The following is a 17,016-nucleotide window of genomic DNA, read 5'->3' as shown; positions in this document are numbered from 1 at the left end:
ATCACAAAATACAGAAATAAAAGAGCCGCAGGCATTATTGAAATCTCCCCTAAACCTGCATCTGCTATGCAACATTAATAGCAGAAAATAATTAAAGAAACAAATACTATCAACAAGCATGACTGAGGTAATGCTTGTATGGGATAATCCTTTGTTGTTTGAAAAACTATTCACTGAACACGGCATCAAATGCCAGAGAATTGTATCCGACTCTATTGGCACACCTTTTACCCCTCCATGCAAATGTGTTGTGATCCCTACAGGATTCGCAAATAAAGCATATACCAGCATACTGCCTGGCATTGAGAGAAATGCCAAAAGTTTTGAGAAATTTGTAAAAGCAGGAGGAAATCTTGTAGTATTCAGCCCGGCAGTTCCTGAATATGACTTCAAGTGGCTGCCAATGGAACTTGAATACAAACAAGAATACCAGGTTACCCATATCTGCAAAGAAAAAGAGCATGAAGCCCAATGTCTTATTGAAGACACATGCTCTGAAATCGAGTTTGATGGTTATTTCACAAAAACAGACGGAGAAGTTATATTCAGAAGCGATGAAGGTAATCCCCTAATGGTAGTGAAAGAACTGGGAGAAGGAAGAATAATTGCCACAACTATCCACGAATTCCCCTCTGGAAAATTCCTTAAATGGATTAATGAAACTGCAAAAAAGAGCAAGTTATAGTTATAATTAGAATCATAACTATAATTTCGATTTACTTATTTTTTGAAATCCTTCTTTAGCTGCTCTGCAATATCTGCAGCTTCAGCAACCCTGAGAACGAAAATACCAAAGCATGGCTTGATGAACTGGAAGAAAACCTCATCACCCTTTACACCTACAGGAATATTATCCCCCATCAGTGCCACGCCACGCAGCCTGTAACCACCAGGAACCTTATAAAATGTATCTGACTTTTCCTTGATAAGCTTCTCAGACTGTGCAGGAGTAGCTCCTTTAAGAAGAATCTCAAAGGGAATGTCATTGATACATGCCATGATAATACCTACTGGTTACTCCACCATTACAAGGTCGCCAACTTTAATACCTTTTTCTGTAATACGACCAACTATTTTACCACCAGTCATACTGGCAGCTTTCTCTGCCTGATCCTGAGGCAGAATTATGACAAAGCCCATACCCATGTTGAAGGTCTTATACATCTCAAAGTCATCGACATTACCTTCTTCCTGAAGGAACTTGAAAATATCATTTGGCTCGATAGGGTCGTAGAAATCAAATCCGAGACTTGTAACTCGCTTCAGCTTTAACAGGCCACTGCCTGTTATGTGAGCAAGGCCGTGGACATCACATTCTTTGATGACATCAAGAACTTCCATATAGATCCTTGTAGGGATCAGAAGCTCATCACCAATGGTTGTGGATTCATTATATGGGAACTTGTCATGATAAGAGTATGATGACTGCTCCATGATATTTCTCACAAGGGTGTATCCGTTACTGTGAACACTGTCAGCAGGAATACCTACAATTGCATCCCCAAGCTGAACTTTTTCTCCTGTGATGATATTTTCTTTCCTGACCATACCAAGACAGGTCCCTGCAAGGTCAAAGCCGTTTATAATATCAGGAAGTGTTGCAGTCTCGCCGCCAACTATAGACATACGGGAAATCTCTGCACCTTTTCTCAAACCCTCACCGATCTGGGCAGCGAAATCCTCATCATGCTTCTCAAGTGCAAGATAATCCACAAATGATATTGGCTCTGCACCTATCGCAAGAAGGTCATTGACATTCATTGCGATACAGTCGATACCCACTGTGTTCCAGCGTTTCATCTCATTTGCAATGAGAACCTTTGAACCAACACCATCCGTAGCAAGTGCAAGGGCGTATTCTCCAAAGTCGATTAGTCCGGCATAGTGACCTATACCGGTCAAAGGTGCACCCAGGCCCTCACGCTTATAATCCATACCCTTTGTGAGTGCCTTGATAGTCACTTCTTCCTTTTCGATGTCTACCCCAGATTCTGCATACGTAAGGTGTTTATCTTTCATTGATATCCCCTGCATTGTTTGTCTAATTCAAATTCGCAGTGTAAGGTCTTAACAGCTTCCAATGCATGTTCGGAACTTACTACAAAAGAAATATTGTGTTGTGATGAACCCTGACTTATCATAATAATATTAATACCGGCTATGCCTAGTGAATTGAATACTTTTCCTGCAACTCCCGGAATGCCATCCATACCTGCACCGACAACAGCTACAACACATACATCACGATCATAAGCAACATCGCCCACAACATTTGTTGTAAACTCTGATCTGACAGCTGCAACTGCTGCTTCAAGATGATCCTCATTGACTACCAATGACATGTTTGCCTCGGATGAGCCCTGGCTGATCATGATAATATTAACACCGGCGTTTGCAAGTGCGGAAAATACCCTTGCAGCCGTTCCTATGGTGCCAACCATGCCTGCACCACTTATATTGATAAGTGCAACTTTGTTAATGAGAGTTACAGCCTTAACGACATCCTCCTTGCACTGTTGCTCAGCAACAATAAGAGTTCCCGGGAAATCCGGTTCAAAAGTGTTCTTCACACGTACCGGGATCTTGTGCCTGATAGCAGGCTCGATTGTCCTTGGATGAAGTACCTTAGCTCCGAAATATGAAAGCTCCATAGCCTCGATATATGAAATCTGAGGAATAGGACTTGCCTCAGCTACGATCTTAGGATCGGTTGTCAGGATACCGTGAACTTCTTTCCACAGCCATATTTCATCAGCATCGACTGAAGCACCGATAATTGATGCAGAGAAATCAGAGCCGCCTCTTCCAAGAGTTGTGATGATTTCCTGTTTGTCCTGGGCAATGAAACCTGTTACAACAGGTATGTGATCTGCAAGCAGGGGACAGAGCCTTTCATGAACCCTGGTATAGCTGTCCTCCAGAGGCTTGGCATCACCATACTTGGAATCTGTTATAATACCTGCCTCTCCACCCGTAAATGCCTTTGATGGAGTGCCAAGTGAACGAATTGAACCGCTTACAATAGGAGCAGCAAGACGCTCACCGTATGAAGAAATATAATCAATGGAACGGTTGGTGAGTTCACCAAGATAGCAGATACCGATCAATGCTTTCTCCAGCTCATCGACTCTGCTGTCTATTACCTCAACACACTCGGACCTGATATTCTCATCATCAATTGCAACATTGATAGCATCGTAATGTTTTTTACTGAGATCTGCGATGAATTCCTTTACCTGGCTAACTTTACCATTTTTAGATACATCTTTTGCTGTGTTCAGTAAACCATCTGTAACGCCACCGAGCGCAGATGTTACTGCCACAAGTTCATTGCCATCCATGTGGAACTGTCTTAACAGTTCTGCCACATGTCGGATCTTTTCGCCGTTTTCCACGGAAGTCCCGCCGAACTTCATTACGATTCTCATGATACAACCTGTTTAGTTTGTCAGCTAATTGCGTCTATAAACAATAAAGAGTAATATAAAGATTATGTGTAAACCTATGTTCTAAAAAAGTACCAATAGAAGAATATTGGCTTACCGGAACTTGTTAAAGAACGTAAAGAACAACAGGAAAACACCTGCTGTTATTATGAGAGAAACAGCATTAGACACGCCTGTAGATGAAGTCCATAATGCAGGCGATAAACCTGATTCCTGTGATTCAGACGATTCCCCGGCATCTGATGATGAATCCTTTGTAGAATCATCGGATTTGGATGTGTTCGAGGTCATGTAATAGGTTTTTGAGATTTCAGCTGCTGCCGTATTTGCAATCTCGACAATAGACTCTGTGATATTGTCTTTGATATTTACGGATACAGAAAAATCCTCTGAATAATAAGAAGACTCATCATCCTCATTTATAGTTCGCAGGGTTGCTTTGTGGATACCAGCATCCATTTCACCGCTTACGGCCTTGTATACGCCCGGACTTACATTATATCTGGAATCCAGAACTTTACCGTCTACTAGAATACGTACCTCTGAAAATGACTCGTTCAGAGAATAACTGACAATTGCAATCCTTCCGGCTTTAAGTCCCCCATCTACCGGTGAAGATACATCAATATCCAGGCCGTCAGGAAGTTCATCTGAAGAAGAAACCTGACTTTGTTTCAATGATACATGATTTATGAATACAGATACTTCATCGCCAGACTCAAAGAATGCTTTCACGTTAGCAAGGAAAAGAGTTTCAGGATTTCCATCTGAATAAACTGTGTAATAGAAGTAGTCATCAGCCTCTACCTCATCCTCTTTCAGCAGTTTTCCATCAATCCTCAGCTCAAGAGTAACTTCATCATCGTCCACATCTGTGGCTTCCAGAGTGTAGAGACCTGACAGTTCCAGTTCGGAATCCATTGTCAAGGAGTAACTTTTGTCAAGAAGCAGATAGTTTTCCATATCTTCAACCGGATCCATATACTGCTCAACGTAGATGGTGGAATACACCACTCCATCATCTTCATCCACATCGCCTTCAGGAGTTATCCGAAGAATGAAATAATCCACTTCTTCCTCTTCATCATCATCCTCATCTTCAACTACCGAGCGAATGTATTCAAGTGGTTCGTCCTTCTTGGCAAAATTATCATCTAACTCCACCTCTTCCCCGTCAAGATAGAGTTCGATCCAGATATCTCCACTTTTGCTATTCATATCCAGCACTTTGAACGAGTAACCTTGTTCAAGAAATATCTCATCCTGTACTGTTACCTGAGGTTCCGAATAATGAATCATTGTCTTTGTCCTCACACCGGATGCAGGAGACACACATAATAAAAGGATACATACAGAGATAATTACAAAATGTATATATTTCATCGAAACCTCACTCATAGAACCAATAAAATGACAGGACTTCTACCATTTCCATGGCATTATTACTGTCTTATGGTTTTTATTGATTTCTATTAATATAGGTGAAAATATGAAATATGTAGTACTCATCGGAGATGGCATGGCAGATGAGCCTCTTGAGGAACTTGGCGGCATGACGGTTCTTCAGAAAGCCAACACATCCAACATGGATTACCTTGCTGCTTACGGCAGGGCAGGACTTGCACAGACAGTTCCGGAAGGTATGCACCCCGGGAGCGATGTGGCCAATATGTCAATTGTAGGGTACGATCCGAAAAAGTACTATACAGGCAGGTCACCACTTGAAGCTGCAAGCATGGGTGTGGAACTCGAAAAAGATGATGTGGCCTTCCGCTGCAACCTGATAACCATCAAAGATGACTTGATAGCTGACTACAGTTCCGGGCACATTACCAACGAGGAAGCTAAGGAACTGATAGAAAGCATTGATGCAGAACTTGGAGATGAAAAGGTCCGATTTTATCCGGGAATCAGTTACCGTCACCTTATGGTAGGAAAGAAAGGACTTGGAGCAAACACCGAGTGTGTGCCACCTCACGATGTAATTGATGAGAACAGGCACCAGCATATGCCAAAAGGCGAAGACAGTGAACTACTCTGTGAACTGACTGAAAAGTCCATGGTAATACTGAAAGACCACCCTGTCAACCTCAAGAGAATTGAGGAAGGTAAGAACCCGGGAAATTCCATATGGCTCTGGGGACAGGGATACGCACCTGCATTCACACCTTTCGGTGAATTGTATGGACTCAAAGGAGCCATTATATCAGCTGTAGACCTTGTTATGGGAATAGGCATCTATGCAGGACTTGATGTTATCGAAGTGCCCGGTGCCACCGGATACCTTGATACGAATTATCTCGGTAAGGCAGAATATGCAATTGACGCACTCAAAGATCACGATTTTGTTTTCGTGCATGTGGAAGCTCCTGATGAAGCAGGACACATGGGAAATATGAATGCAAAGATCCAGGCTATTGAGGATTTTGATGAGAAGGTAGTAGGCACTGTTCTTAAAGCAGCAAGGGAAATGGATGAAGAGGTCACTATAATGGTACTTCCTGACCATCCAACACCAATTGCACTTAGAACTCACACATCCAACCCCATTCCAGTAGCTATTTACTGCACCTCAGAAAAAGTATCTGATAAGGCAGATGCATTTAATGAAGAATCTGTAAAGAAAGGTGCTCTTGGAATAATTTACGCAGCAGATCTTGTGAGACAACTTATTGACGGCGAGTGGGCTCAATAACCCACTGCACAACGCCTTTTGCATTCTTTTTTTGCGTGATGGGAACACTCATTATTTATAAATAGAACCACTTAGATATTATTTATTGTGGGAGTATCTGTTTTCCGGATAGTTCCATCTATATATAAGCAAGAGAGTGGTAAAATGAAGTTTGGACTAACACCATGGTCCCCATCCACAACCTCAAGATGGGATCCCTTTGACGACATGAGGCAGATGCAGCAGCGTCTTAACCGTTTGTTTGGGGATAGCGAGCAGAGTAAGGAAATGATAGATATGGATACCCTTTCCCCTCTGATTGATATCAAGGAGGACGATAAAAATATTATCGTTACAACAGATCTTCCTGGCGTCAGCAAAGAGGATATTGACATAGACATAAAGAATGACAGGGTTTGGATCAAGGCGAACACGCACAAGGAGTCAAAAGAGGAGAAAGAAGGCTACCTTATGCGTGAAAGGACATACAGCAGGTTTGCACGTGCATTCAATCTTCCATCAATGATAAAGGAAGACGAAGCAAGTGCAAAGCTTGAGAATGGCGTGCTTACGATCACAATGCCAAAAGCAGAGATAGAAGAAAAGCACAGGATAATGATCGAATAGAGTTTTACTTCATGTCCGACCATTCGGACTTCCTTTTTTATTACCCCTTTGGTATTCTTTTTTATTCGATTATTTTAGATTGCGGCATCAGTCAGAAATATCATCATCCTTTGCTCAGTCGGGGTAACTATCATCATCGCCGCAAAAAAGTACAATGCAAATATAGTATATTACTTTTCGCTGACAAATAAATAATAGAGAATTAATTCAAGGGCATCAATGCTACATATTTAATGAACAAAAGATATTAATTAAGGAAAACGACTTTTAGACCATTTTGTGATGGTAAATGAAGTAAGTACAAGGGTTATTATGACTTTGCTTCAATTTAACTGGTTGGTTGATAGTTTATAGATTGAAACTTGTACTTACTTCGGTAAGTCACTCCCAATATATACTATTAGACGTTTCACATATAAACCAAACTTGTATGAATTTAACATAGCATTGTTAATTAACATTTGAGCATTATTCGCAAATCATTACCATACATATTGGAGAATCCAAATTGAAAATGCAGGTATTTACTGTAGAAAATATCCCCTTGATAAAAGAAGGGGACGATATTGCATCGATCATCTGTGAAAATACCACCATTGAAGACAATGACATTGTTGTAATAGCTTCAACAATCGTTGCCAAAGCAGAAGGCAGGATGTTCAGACTTGAAGACATCATCCCCGGAGAAAGAGCATTGTCTATTGCTTCCATGCATGACCTTGATGCAAGATTTATACAGGCGGTCCTTGATCGCAGTAAGGAAGTACTGGTCGATTACCCGATATTCCTGGTTGAAACACATAACGGACACGTTTGTATCAAAGCAGGAATTGATGAATCAAATGTTGATATTGGCTATCTGGCAGATCTGCCATCTAATCCTGATGGAAGTACAGCCCAAATCGGAGAAAGTATTGAACTGATCACTGGAAAGAAGATCAGCGTTATACTCACAGATACCAACGGCAGGGCATTTAAGATAGGACAGACCGGAATTGCCATCGGTGTTTACAAAATACACCCGATAAAGAACTGGAAAGGACAAAAAGACCTGTTTGGAAACACACTTGAGATCACTGAAGAGGCAATTGCAGATGAGATTGCCGGAGCTGCAAATCTGCTCATGGGAGAAGGTGACGGCGGATATCCAGTAATAATTATAAGAGGACTGGAAATGCGGTCAGAAGAATCATCCATTCAGGAAATGTACCGTAGTGACCGTGAAGATATAATTAAAAAAGGACTTCGCTGTTTAAGCAAAGTCTGATATTGGGATGTTTACCACTTCTACCCCGGACTCCTCGAAGAAAACAAGTGAGTCTGCATCCGGGTAAGGCTGGATATAAACAACCTTTTTGATATTTGAATTGATGATCATTTTTGCGCAGAGTATGCATGGCTGGTGTGTACAGTAAAGTGTGGCACCATCTGTGCTGACACCATGCAGGGCAGCCTGAATAATAGCATTCTGCTCGGCATGTACCGCACGGCATTTTTCGTGACGGGTACCTGAAGCAATGTTATTTTGCTGCCTGATACAGCCTATATCAAGGCAATGCTTCATATTTCTCGGTGCGCCATTGTAACCTGTGGAAAGTATACGTTTATCCCTGGCAATCACAGCTCCAACCCTGTTTCGCAAGCAAGTGGAGCGTTTGGCCACAACCGTAGCGATTTCAAGAAAATACTCATCTATACTTGGCCTTTCAGTCATCTTTTAAATGAAGCAGTAAGTGGTATATATAAGTTGTAGTGTAAGAGTGTAGGTATCAATTTTATTTTTTATATAGACGAAATTGAGAAGCTATTATTTCTGGAGTATAGAAACATGAAAGTCGGTTTGACTGAACGTTTAGATTCTTTTGTTAGAAAACATGACGATCGTCAGCTTGCAGCATTACCGCTTGTTTTATTTGTTATTTCATTAATTATACTTGCAATCACTTTTGCAAGCAGCGGATCACCTGTAAAGCTTGGAATGGATTTTGAAGGCGGGACTATGGTCTCAATGGCGAGTCAGGAAAGTGTGACAGCCATTCAGCAGAAGTATGCAGATTACCCTATCACTGACGTCAGACAGGCCGGATCACGTATCATTATGCAGTTTGGACCCATGAGCGATGAACTGCAACAAGAACTTACAACTGATGTGATCAATTCCTATGATAATGTAGAGATAAACCAGGTCGGACCAGTATACGGTGCAAGCCTGCAGAAACAGGCAGTAAAAGCAGTTATTGTATCATTCATTGGAATGGCAATTGTTGTCTTTTTGATCTTCAGGACATTTGTCCCTTCGGTAGCTGTCGTTCTTTCTGCATTGTCCGATATTATAATCGCAGCAGCATTCATGAACATTGTAGGAATTGAACTGTCCCTTGGTACAGTTGCAGCTCTTCTGATGCTTATCGGTTATTCGGTAGACAGTGATATTTTGCTTACAACAAGGGTTTTAAAACGACGCGGAACCCCACAGGAGAACATTAGTAATGCAATGCATACCGGTGTCACAATGACAACAACAACACTTGCAGCACTTGTGGCAATGTACGTTATTTCAACATTCTCCTATGTCCTTAGCCCATCATTCTCACAGATAACTCTTCTTTCAAACATTTCCATCGTCCTCATCTTCGGACTGGTGGCTGATATGATGAACACCTGGATGCTTAACACATCAATTCTCAGGTGGCATGTTACAAGTGTCGGCACAAGGAGGAGAAAAGCATGAGGGACGATGAAAAACAACAGAGCCTGTTAAAAGACGTAAGAGTGATAGTGTTCATTCTTGCAATACTTGGTTCCATAATATTCATACACCCGTGGTACACGTCTGATGAAGGATTTACAACTAACCTTAATTATGGACTTGACCTTGAAGGTGGTTCCTGGCTTCAGCTGAAACTCCAGGGTGCTGTTGCACAGCTTGATGCTGACAGCGGCCTTCTTGTAAAAGAAATAGTCAATATCAACCTCGCAGAAGACATCACTATTGCATCCACAGATGAAGGAGAAGACGAGGTTACAGTAACTTTCACATCGGCTTCAGTGCTAACCAATAACCAGATGGACCAACTTGGCGTTGGCCAGACGACCATCTCACGAAGCAATAACGTTACCCAGGTAGTACTTCACTCCACTAAAGAAACACTCATCAGCACATACCTTGGAGATACACTGAAAACAGAAGTAATTCCAACACTTATTTCCGATGGTGTGGAATATGAGATCAGGACTGCAATTACACAGGAAGAACTTGAAGCGCTGATGGAAAAGGTTGGAGGTTCCATTGTAACTGACATCAATGGAAATCCTGTCTACAAGGAAGGAGTAACAACCGAAACAAGAGACCTGACAAAAGAGATCCTCAGTGACAAGCTCAATTCTCTGGGACTTAAGGACATTCCGGTAAAAACAGTCGGTGATGACTATATTCTTATTGACTTTGCGGGTGTAGACCTTGCAACAGCCAAGAACATCGCAGAAAAGCCAGGTAAATTCGAGATAAGGATAATTACACAGGGCAATGAGTCAAAGCATGTTCTTTACGGAGATGAAATCGAATCTGTAAGTATTGTAGGATATCAGGAGGATTCAGGTTCATGGTACGTACCTTTCACATTGACAGATGAAGGTGCCCAGGCACTTCAGGAGATCGCTATTGAAACTGGTGCTACACAGGATCCAATGTCACATAACCTTGTGATGTATCTTGATGAGAACGAGGTTTACAGCGCACCTCTTAGCTACTCAGCAGCAGCCAAACTGGAACAGGCTCCAATATATTCATGGCAGGCTTCAACCGGTGCGGATGAGGACAGCAAGACAAGAGCAGAGGAATTACAGATCCACCTGCGTGCAGGTGCATTGCCTGTGAATGTCGAACTTATGGGTTCAGGACATGTAGATGCAGCCCTTGGACAGCAGTTCAAGACACAGGCTGTTATCGCAGGAATGATCGCACTTCTTGCAGTTGCTTTTGTAGTATTCAGGAAATATAACAAGCCTGCTATACTGATACCAATGGTCAGCACTTCGATCAGTGAAGTGATAATGATCCTTGGATTTGCAGCAGCAATCGGATGGCAACTTGATCTTGCAAGTATCGCAGGTATTATAGCAGCCATAGGAACAGGTATTGACCACCTTGTCATCATCACCGATGAAGTGCTGTATGAAGGAAAACTCCCACCAAGAAAAGTTTATCTTTCAAGGATAACAAAAGCATTCGGAATCATATTTGCAGCATCTGCGACAACCATTATCGCAATGTCACCACTTGTTATAATGGGATTTGGAAGCCTGAAAGGATTCGCAATCACAACAATTGTTGGGGTCCTGATTGGAATACTGATCGCAAGACCAGTGTACGGAAAAGTAATCCACGAAGTACTTGCAGCAGGCTCAGAGGCTGAAGCCGAATAAGGAGATGAATAATGAAGGATTTGTGGACTGTAAAATACCGGCCAAAGACCTTTGATGAGATTATCGGTAACGAGCAATCCCTGGACATGATCAGGAAGCTGGCCATGTCTAACAACCTTCCTCATCTTGTATTCCATGGCCCGGAAAACTCAGGCAAGTCAAGCACAGCCTTTGCACTTGCCTTTGAACTCTATGGAGAAGATTTCGAGCGGAACCTTGCTTATTTTAATGCATCGGATTTCTTTGAACAGGGTAAAAGCTACCTTGTGCGTGATAAGAGATTCCTGCGCATCATAGGCACCGATGATCCTAAAAAGATCACAAGTAGTGTGATCCACATTTTCAAAGAGGTTATCAATGAATATGCCAGCATGGCACCTGTTGATGCTGACTACAAGATAATATTCATTGACAATGCAGAATCACTTAACTCTGATTCCCAGCATGCACTGAGGAGAATAATGGAGAAATACACGACTACCTGCCGTTTCATCCTCTCTACCACGCAGCCTTCTAAACTCATTACTCCTTTGAGATCCAGAGGATTGCAATTGTTCTTCACGCACATATCGGATGATAAGATGACAAAGTTCATCTCAGAAGTTGTGGAGAACGAAGGACTAACTATCAGTACGGATGGAATAGCAGCACTTGTATATCATGCAAAGGGCAATGTTGCCAGAGCACTGAATACATTGCAGACAGCATCCATACTACCCGATTGCAGTGAGATAGGCACCCAGCAGATATTTGAGGCAACTCTGGGCGAGCAATCAGAAAATATAAACAAGCTCTTTGAATCCATGATTGCAAAAGACATCCTTGAAGCCAGGAAGTATATTGACGAACTTATTCTCGGCGAGGGATTATCCGGCCAGGAAATCCTGTTGCAACTACACCAGGCTACTGTAAATTCCAACGAACCGGACGATATTATTGCCGATTGGGTCACAAAGATAGCGAATACTGACCTCTATCTTACAGAGAGTGCGAACGAGAGAATACAGCTGGAGGCACTGGTTGCAGGATTCTGCCAGAAGTGCTAAAGATATAGCCTGATTGTTCATGACTGACAACGATAATACTAACTTTAAAGCAGCATGTCGTATGATACTTGACATGGTGCTGGATGGCAGCATCAAAGATGAGAAAGAGCTCAATAATACCAAGAAAAAAATAGCAAAGGATTTTCGTCTTTCTACCCTGCCCAAGAATGCTGACATCATTATATCAGGAAACGATGAAGAGCAGGAAATTGTCAGGGCCGTTCTGCAGCGCAAACCTGTTCGCACAATTTCAGGTGTAGCGGTTATCGCTGCAATGACTTCACCTGCACCATGCCCTCACGGAATATGCGTCCCATGTCCCGGAGGACCTAATTCTGAATTCCATTCACCCCAGAGCTACATGGGGAGAGAACCCTCCACCATGAGAGCTATACAGTTCGAATACGACCCTTATAAGATCGTAACAAACAGACTGACCCAGTTAAAGCAGATAGGGCATGAGGTTAAAAAAGCCGAACTGATAGTCATGGGAGGTACTTTTTCCGCCAGGTCAATAGACTATCAGGAATGGTATACAAAACGCTGCCTTGAAGCTATGAACGACTTTTATGGAGATTCATGGAGACTGGATGCAACCCCGATTGGCAGGACAATTCCATATTACACTATTGAAGACGTGCAGAAAGCCAATGAGACTGCAGAGGTGAGAAATACCGGAATTACCTTTGAAACACGACCAGACTGGGCTAAAACACACCATATTGACAAGATGCTTGAACTTGGTGCCACCAAGGTAGAGATAGGTGTCCAGAGTACCTATGATTTCATACTTGAAAGGATGAAACGTGGACACACTGTTGCTGAAAGCATTGAAGCTAACAGAATACTGAGAGACAGTGCCCTAAAAGTAGGTTTCCATATGATGCCGGGACTTCCCGGAACCGATATGGAAATGGATATCAGAAATTTTAAACGCCTTTTTGAGGAAACTGGATTCAGACCCGATTACCTGAAGATATATCCTACACTGGTCACCGAAGGTACTGAGCTTCACCAGATGTGGAAGGAAGGAAAATATCAGGCTATCGGAGACGACGAAGCAACACTGCTGCTTTCTGAAATTAAATCCTTCATCCCAAAATGGGTCAGGTTACAGCGCATACAGAGAGATATTCCTTCCCCCCAAATACTTGCAGGTGTCAGGAAAAGCAACATACGACAGCTTGCACATGAACATCTGGAAGAACATGGTGGTAAATGCCGTTGTATCAGATGCCGGGAAGTTGGACACAATTTACTAAAAGGAAATGAACCTGACACAGACAACATAGAGCTAACTGTTGAGTCATACGAGTGTTGTGAAGGGCAGGAACACTTCGTTGCCTTTGAAGACGTTAAAAAGGATATACTGATAGGATTTTTAAGGTTGAGGTTCCCGGCAAGACCCCACCGTGAAGAACTTTCTGGTGCAGCTCTTGTCAGAGAGCTACATATATATGGTTCAACCGTAGCTGTAGGAAAGGAAGCCGGCAGGAATGACTGGCAACACAAGGGTTATGGAAGAGAATTGATTATGCGTGCAGAAGAACTTGCAAGTGATGCAGGCTGCACTAAACTTGCCATAATAAGTGGTATCGGAGTTCGTGGCTACTATAGGAAGATGGGGTACGAACTGGAAAAAGCATACATGGTAAAAAACTTGTAATATAACTTGACCAGAAAGTTTTATTAGTGAGTATGACGGTTAGTTGTATATACAAACAGATATAGAATATGCTGAGATTTCTGATGATGAAATACAGGAGACAAAATATTGGACTCTGAACTCCTTGAACAAATTGTCACCAATTTAAAAGAGATAAATTCCAAACTTGACAAGCTTATAGTGCAGGTTGAGAACAGGGACGAACAGATCAGTGAAAAAGAAAGGATTATGGCTGATTCACTTGATGTTATCACATTATTATCCCTTCCTGACCATTTGAGGACAACTGCAACAACACTATTTGAGATTGGGCCTGCAACGGCAGATGAGATTTCAAAGATCACAAATAAAGAGAGAGCAGTTGAAAGTAATTATCTTAACCAACTCGTCAGGATGAACCATGTCCGGAAATACAGAGAAGGACGGAAAGTCTATTTCCGTATTAACGACAGCTTAAAGAAAAAATAATATATGATGACATAGATGCTTCTTTCTACTATTTGAAACATAGACATACCCTAATTGAACTAATCAATGATTGAACATGACACTCACATTAGCAATCCATTCTTCTAAAGGCGGTACAGGGAAAACCAGCATTGCGATGAACCTGGCAGTCGCTTTTGCATCTGCCGGGAAAAACACGTGTCTTATAGATCTTGATCTAAGAGGACCGTCACTCCACTCTATGTTTGAGCCTAAAAGCCATTTCTGGATAAATGACTTTCTTTCAGGTAAATGCAGCATAAAGGATACACTTACCGATTTCAAGAAAGAAATGAACACAAAAGCTCACCTATACATGAGTTTTTCAAACCCGGATATTCGAGAAATACGGGATCTTGTAAGCAAAGATCGCGACTGGCAAGCCAGTGCCCTGAAAGCCCTCATGAACGGAAAGAGAGAGCTCTCTGAAAAGGACCTGGATGTAATTATATTCGACACCAGCCCGGGAGTGGAATACGAGTCAATTAATGCAGTAGCAGCATCCGACATGGTAATCATAGTACACAACGATACAAATGCATGTAACAGTTGTACAGAGCAGTTGATCAACGGTGTTTATTCCCTTCTTGATAAGAAATGTGGTATTATTGAAAATATGTCCCATAATAACTGTCTTGACATAATTGACAAAAAAAGATATGGTGTTCCTGTTCTTTCAACAATTCCATGTATGTGCGAGATAGCAACCAGAGGTAAGGATGAAATCCTTGTCCATACAGACCCTGAACATCTTTTCTCCAAGAGCATAGTATCCATCAAAGAAAAGATCGAAGCAATGAAGTAATCATTACTTAATATCTTTATGTCTCTTCTTTTTTCAGAATATCAAGGACATCATTTTTGATATATTCATCCAGATCGCGAGACTTACGACTACTAATGTCTTGTTCAATACTCTCTGATGAAAGAATTATGTCTTTGAAAACAACTACCAGTACATACATCAGAAAGGCCGGGAAAAATGCAAGAATAGTTCGTTCCACCGGATACACCAATATTACGGATTCATATGCACTGGCAGGAAGATTATACAATAGATAGTATGCTATACTTCCAGCCATATGATCGGTCAGAACCCCTAATAACGATGCAAAAAACAATGAGATGAATATATATAATTTTGATGTGAGACTTTTTTTAATGATCAAACTGTGGAAATAAATGAATGCACCCAGAACCAGCAAGTGATACCATGGATATAAATATGCAGTCCTGCCCACATCTAATAAGTACCAGATACAAATAAGAGAAAAGAAAATTGTCTTTGTAGCTTTATACTCCCTGTTAACAACCAGACCTGAAACTATTGAAGTCATAGCATTGAAAATAAGAGAGAGTAATGAAAAGGCACTCATTGTAAAAAAAGTCCCTGCACTTAGTTTGTATAAAGAGACACCAGATAAAGTTATTATAGATCCCCAAAATGGACCGAATAGCATACCATTCAGTGCACTAAAAGACACTGTGGAACTTATCTGGACATTATCAATACCAGCCACGTTCATAAAGTCAGGCATATATACCGAAAAATAAGTTAAAACTATGCCAAATGCGATGTAAACTGCTTTTACATCATTTTTCACCCTTAATTTTGGCAACAGTTTCGGATACACGTCTCTTAAAAGGGATGCGTATTTATATAAACGTTTACATCCGAATAAAACTGAGCAATTAAAAAGAAGTCGATTCGTGTTTCTTTTTGATGTATGGAAAAATAAATAGGAATGCGAGTTGTATATACATCGAAAAAGAACCACATATGTATCTGTATAATACATATACACATATTACTGATTGTCCATGGACAAAACAAATTTTTATAACGGGCAACTGAATAATAGCCATATTAAGTGCAAAATATAAAAAAGCTATTTTTTGATGTGCCATAAAAAAATGCAGATTAAATATTAAAAAAACAATAATAAACAATAATCAAAAAAGAGATAAGAATCTAAGCATAGTGTTTTTGAACTGCCCCCCACAGTAGAAATAAATACAAACATTATACTATTAAACTACTTTAGATTAGTAATATAACATTATATCAGCAACCTTTAAATAAAAGTTTGTATATACACTAATTTTTAGAGAGTAAAATTCTCAGATATCAGCAATAAAATTTGCTAAAAACGCAAAAAAAAGGAAGGTAAAACATGAAAATCAGAGTTGTAAGTTCAAAGGAAGAGATCAATTCACTTGGTCCAAACGAAGAGATAATTCACCTCGCATTCAGACCATCAAACACGGATATCTTTTCACTTATTATGAAATGTCCAAACGTAAAAGCACTCCATATCCCAAGCTCATACAAGAGGACCATTTCAAACTCCGCAAAGATGTACCTTGAGATGCAGGGAATCGAGCTCCTTGAAGGAGACGTATGGGGACACAGAAAAGATATCAATGAGTACTCTGAAGTTTCACAGAGCGTATATGACCGTATTGCACAGTACAAGCAGGACGGAATGTCAGACGAAGAAGTAGAAGACAAGATGATCAGGGAAACAAGACTCAGCCCGGACTTTGTCAAGTTCCTCGTAAAACAGGGATAAATACTCACTTACTTCCGGCAATAGCCGGAAAAACTCTTTTCTTTATTCTTCTTAATACACATAACATCGCAGT

General features: G+C 41.1%; 17 protein-coding genes. 11 read left to right on the top strand and 6 right to left on the bottom strand.

The window, feature by feature from the left end; all coding sequences use genetic code 11:
- Positions 1–118: 118 nt before the first annotated feature.
- A complete protein-coding gene (locus RE474_RS08820; RefSeq protein WP_309310013.1) occupies positions 119–685 on the top strand; it encodes a hypothetical protein in 567 nt (188 codons plus the stop codon).
- Positions 686–720: 35 nt separating this feature from the next.
- Here RE474_RS08820 and RE474_RS08815 read toward each other — a convergent pair whose 3' ends face one another.
- The 4 genes from RE474_RS08815 to RE474_RS08800 all read right to left on the bottom strand — a co-directional run bounded on the left by RE474_RS08815 (position 721) and on the right by RE474_RS08800 (position 4,829).
- On the bottom strand, positions 721–999 hold the full coding sequence (locus RE474_RS08815) for a DUF1894 domain-containing protein (RefSeq protein ID WP_309310012.1): 279 nt from the start codon (positions 997–999) through the stop codon (positions 721–723).
- A 15-nt stretch (positions 1,000–1,014) separates the two neighbouring features.
- The gene (gene purM, locus RE474_RS08810) at positions 1,015–2,019 is read right to left on the bottom strand and encodes a phosphoribosylformylglycinamidine cyclo-ligase (protein WP_309310011.1); all 1,005 of its coding nucleotides are present in this window, start codon (positions 2,017–2,019) and stop codon (positions 1,015–1,017) included.
- On the bottom strand, positions 2,016–3,428 hold the full coding sequence (locus tag RE474_RS08805; RefSeq protein WP_309310010.1) for an aspartate kinase: 1,413 nt from the start codon (positions 3,426–3,428) through the stop codon (positions 2,016–2,018). Before RE474_RS08805 ends, purM begins: the two co-directional genes overlap by 4 nt.
- Before the next feature lie 111 nt (positions 3,429–3,539).
- Positions 3,540–4,829: a hypothetical protein gene (locus RE474_RS08800; RefSeq protein WP_309310009.1), complete on the bottom strand. Its 1,290-nt coding sequence runs from the start codon at positions 4,827–4,829 to the stop codon at positions 3,540–3,542.
- A 106-nt stretch (positions 4,830–4,935) separates the two neighbouring features.
- Here RE474_RS08800 and RE474_RS08795 point away from each other — a divergent pair, with 106 nt between their 5' ends.
- The 3 genes from RE474_RS08795 to RE474_RS08785 all read left to right on the top strand — a co-directional run bounded on the left by RE474_RS08795 (position 4,936) and on the right by RE474_RS08785 (position 8,014).
- Positions 4,936–6,141: a cofactor-independent phosphoglycerate mutase gene (locus tag RE474_RS08795; protein WP_309310008.1), complete on the top strand. Its 1,206-nt coding sequence runs from the start codon at positions 4,936–4,938 to the stop codon at positions 6,139–6,141.
- Positions 6,142–6,285: 144 nt separating this feature from the next.
- Complete coding sequence (locus RE474_RS08790; protein ID WP_309310007.1) at positions 6,286–6,747, top strand: Hsp20/alpha crystallin family protein; 462 nt, start codon at positions 6,286–6,288, stop codon at positions 6,745–6,747.
- Positions 6,748–7,255: 508 nt separating this feature from the next.
- Positions 7,256–8,014 (top strand): coenzyme F420-0:L-glutamate ligase, encoded by a 759-nt coding sequence (locus RE474_RS08785; protein ID WP_438861572.1) that lies wholly within the window; start codon positions 7,256–7,258, stop codon positions 8,012–8,014.
- Here RE474_RS08785 and RE474_RS08780 read toward each other — a convergent pair.
- Positions 8,000–8,461 carry a deoxycytidylate deaminase gene (locus RE474_RS08780; protein ID WP_309310006.1) on the bottom strand — a complete coding sequence of 154 codons (462 nt, stop codon included), beginning with the start codon at positions 8,459–8,461 and terminating at the stop codon, positions 8,000–8,002. The genes RE474_RS08785 and RE474_RS08780 overlap by 15 nt on opposite strands.
- 114 nt (positions 8,462–8,575) lie before the next feature.
- Between RE474_RS08780 and RE474_RS08775 the strand changes: the two genes are divergently transcribed.
- The 6 genes from RE474_RS08775 (at position 8,576) to RE474_RS08750 (ending at position 15,175) form a co-directional block, all read left to right on the top strand.
- Entirely contained in the window at positions 8,576–9,478 is a 903-nt protein-coding gene (locus RE474_RS08775) for a protein translocase subunit SecF (protein WP_309310005.1), read from the top strand.
- Positions 9,475–11,172, top strand: a complete 1,698-nt coding sequence (locus RE474_RS08770; RefSeq protein ID WP_309310004.1) for a preprotein translocase subunit SecD — start codon at positions 9,475–9,477, stop codon at positions 11,170–11,172. Before RE474_RS08775 ends, RE474_RS08770 begins: the two co-directional genes overlap by 4 nt.
- 11 nt (positions 11,173–11,183) lie before the next feature.
- Positions 11,184–12,218 carry an AAA family ATPase gene (locus RE474_RS08765; protein ID WP_309310003.1) on the top strand — a complete coding sequence of 345 codons (1,035 nt, stop codon included), beginning with the start codon at positions 11,184–11,186 and terminating at the stop codon, positions 12,216–12,218.
- A 19-nt stretch (positions 12,219–12,237) separates the two neighbouring features.
- The gene (locus tag RE474_RS08760) at positions 12,238–13,884 is read left to right on the top strand and encodes a tRNA uridine(34) 5-carboxymethylaminomethyl modification radical SAM/GNAT enzyme Elp3 (RefSeq protein ID WP_309310002.1); all 1,647 of its coding nucleotides are present in this window, start codon (positions 12,238–12,240) and stop codon (positions 13,882–13,884) included.
- Between the two features lie 108 nt (positions 13,885–13,992).
- Complete coding sequence (locus RE474_RS08755) at positions 13,993–14,352, top strand: helix-turn-helix domain-containing protein (protein ID WP_309310001.1); 360 nt, start codon at positions 13,993–13,995, stop codon at positions 14,350–14,352.
- A 76-nt stretch (positions 14,353–14,428) separates the two neighbouring features.
- A complete protein-coding gene (locus RE474_RS08750; RefSeq protein ID WP_309310000.1) occupies positions 14,429–15,175 on the top strand; it encodes a MinD/ParA family ATP-binding protein in 747 nt (248 codons plus the stop codon).
- Between the two features lie 16 nt (positions 15,176–15,191).
- On the opposite strand, the gene RE474_RS08745 is transcribed toward RE474_RS08750, so the two are convergent.
- The gene (locus RE474_RS08745) at positions 15,192–15,974 is read right to left on the bottom strand and encodes a hypothetical protein (protein WP_309309999.1); all 783 of its coding nucleotides are present in this window, start codon (positions 15,972–15,974) and stop codon (positions 15,192–15,194) included.
- Between the two features lie 570 nt (positions 15,975–16,544).
- Between RE474_RS08745 and RE474_RS08740 the strand changes: the two genes are divergently transcribed.
- On the top strand, positions 16,545–16,943 hold the full coding sequence (locus tag RE474_RS08740; protein ID WP_309309998.1) for a DUF1699 family protein: 399 nt from the start codon (positions 16,545–16,547) through the stop codon (positions 16,941–16,943).
- Positions 16,944–17,016: the final 73 nt, after the last annotated feature.

Origin of the sequence: Methanolobus sediminis, from assembly GCF_031312595.1 — an archaeon.
Taxonomy (GTDB): Archaea; Halobacteriota; Methanosarcinia; order Methanosarcinales; family Methanosarcinaceae; genus Methanolobus; species Methanolobus sediminis.
This window is presented reverse-complemented; position numbering and strand designations above follow the sequence as displayed.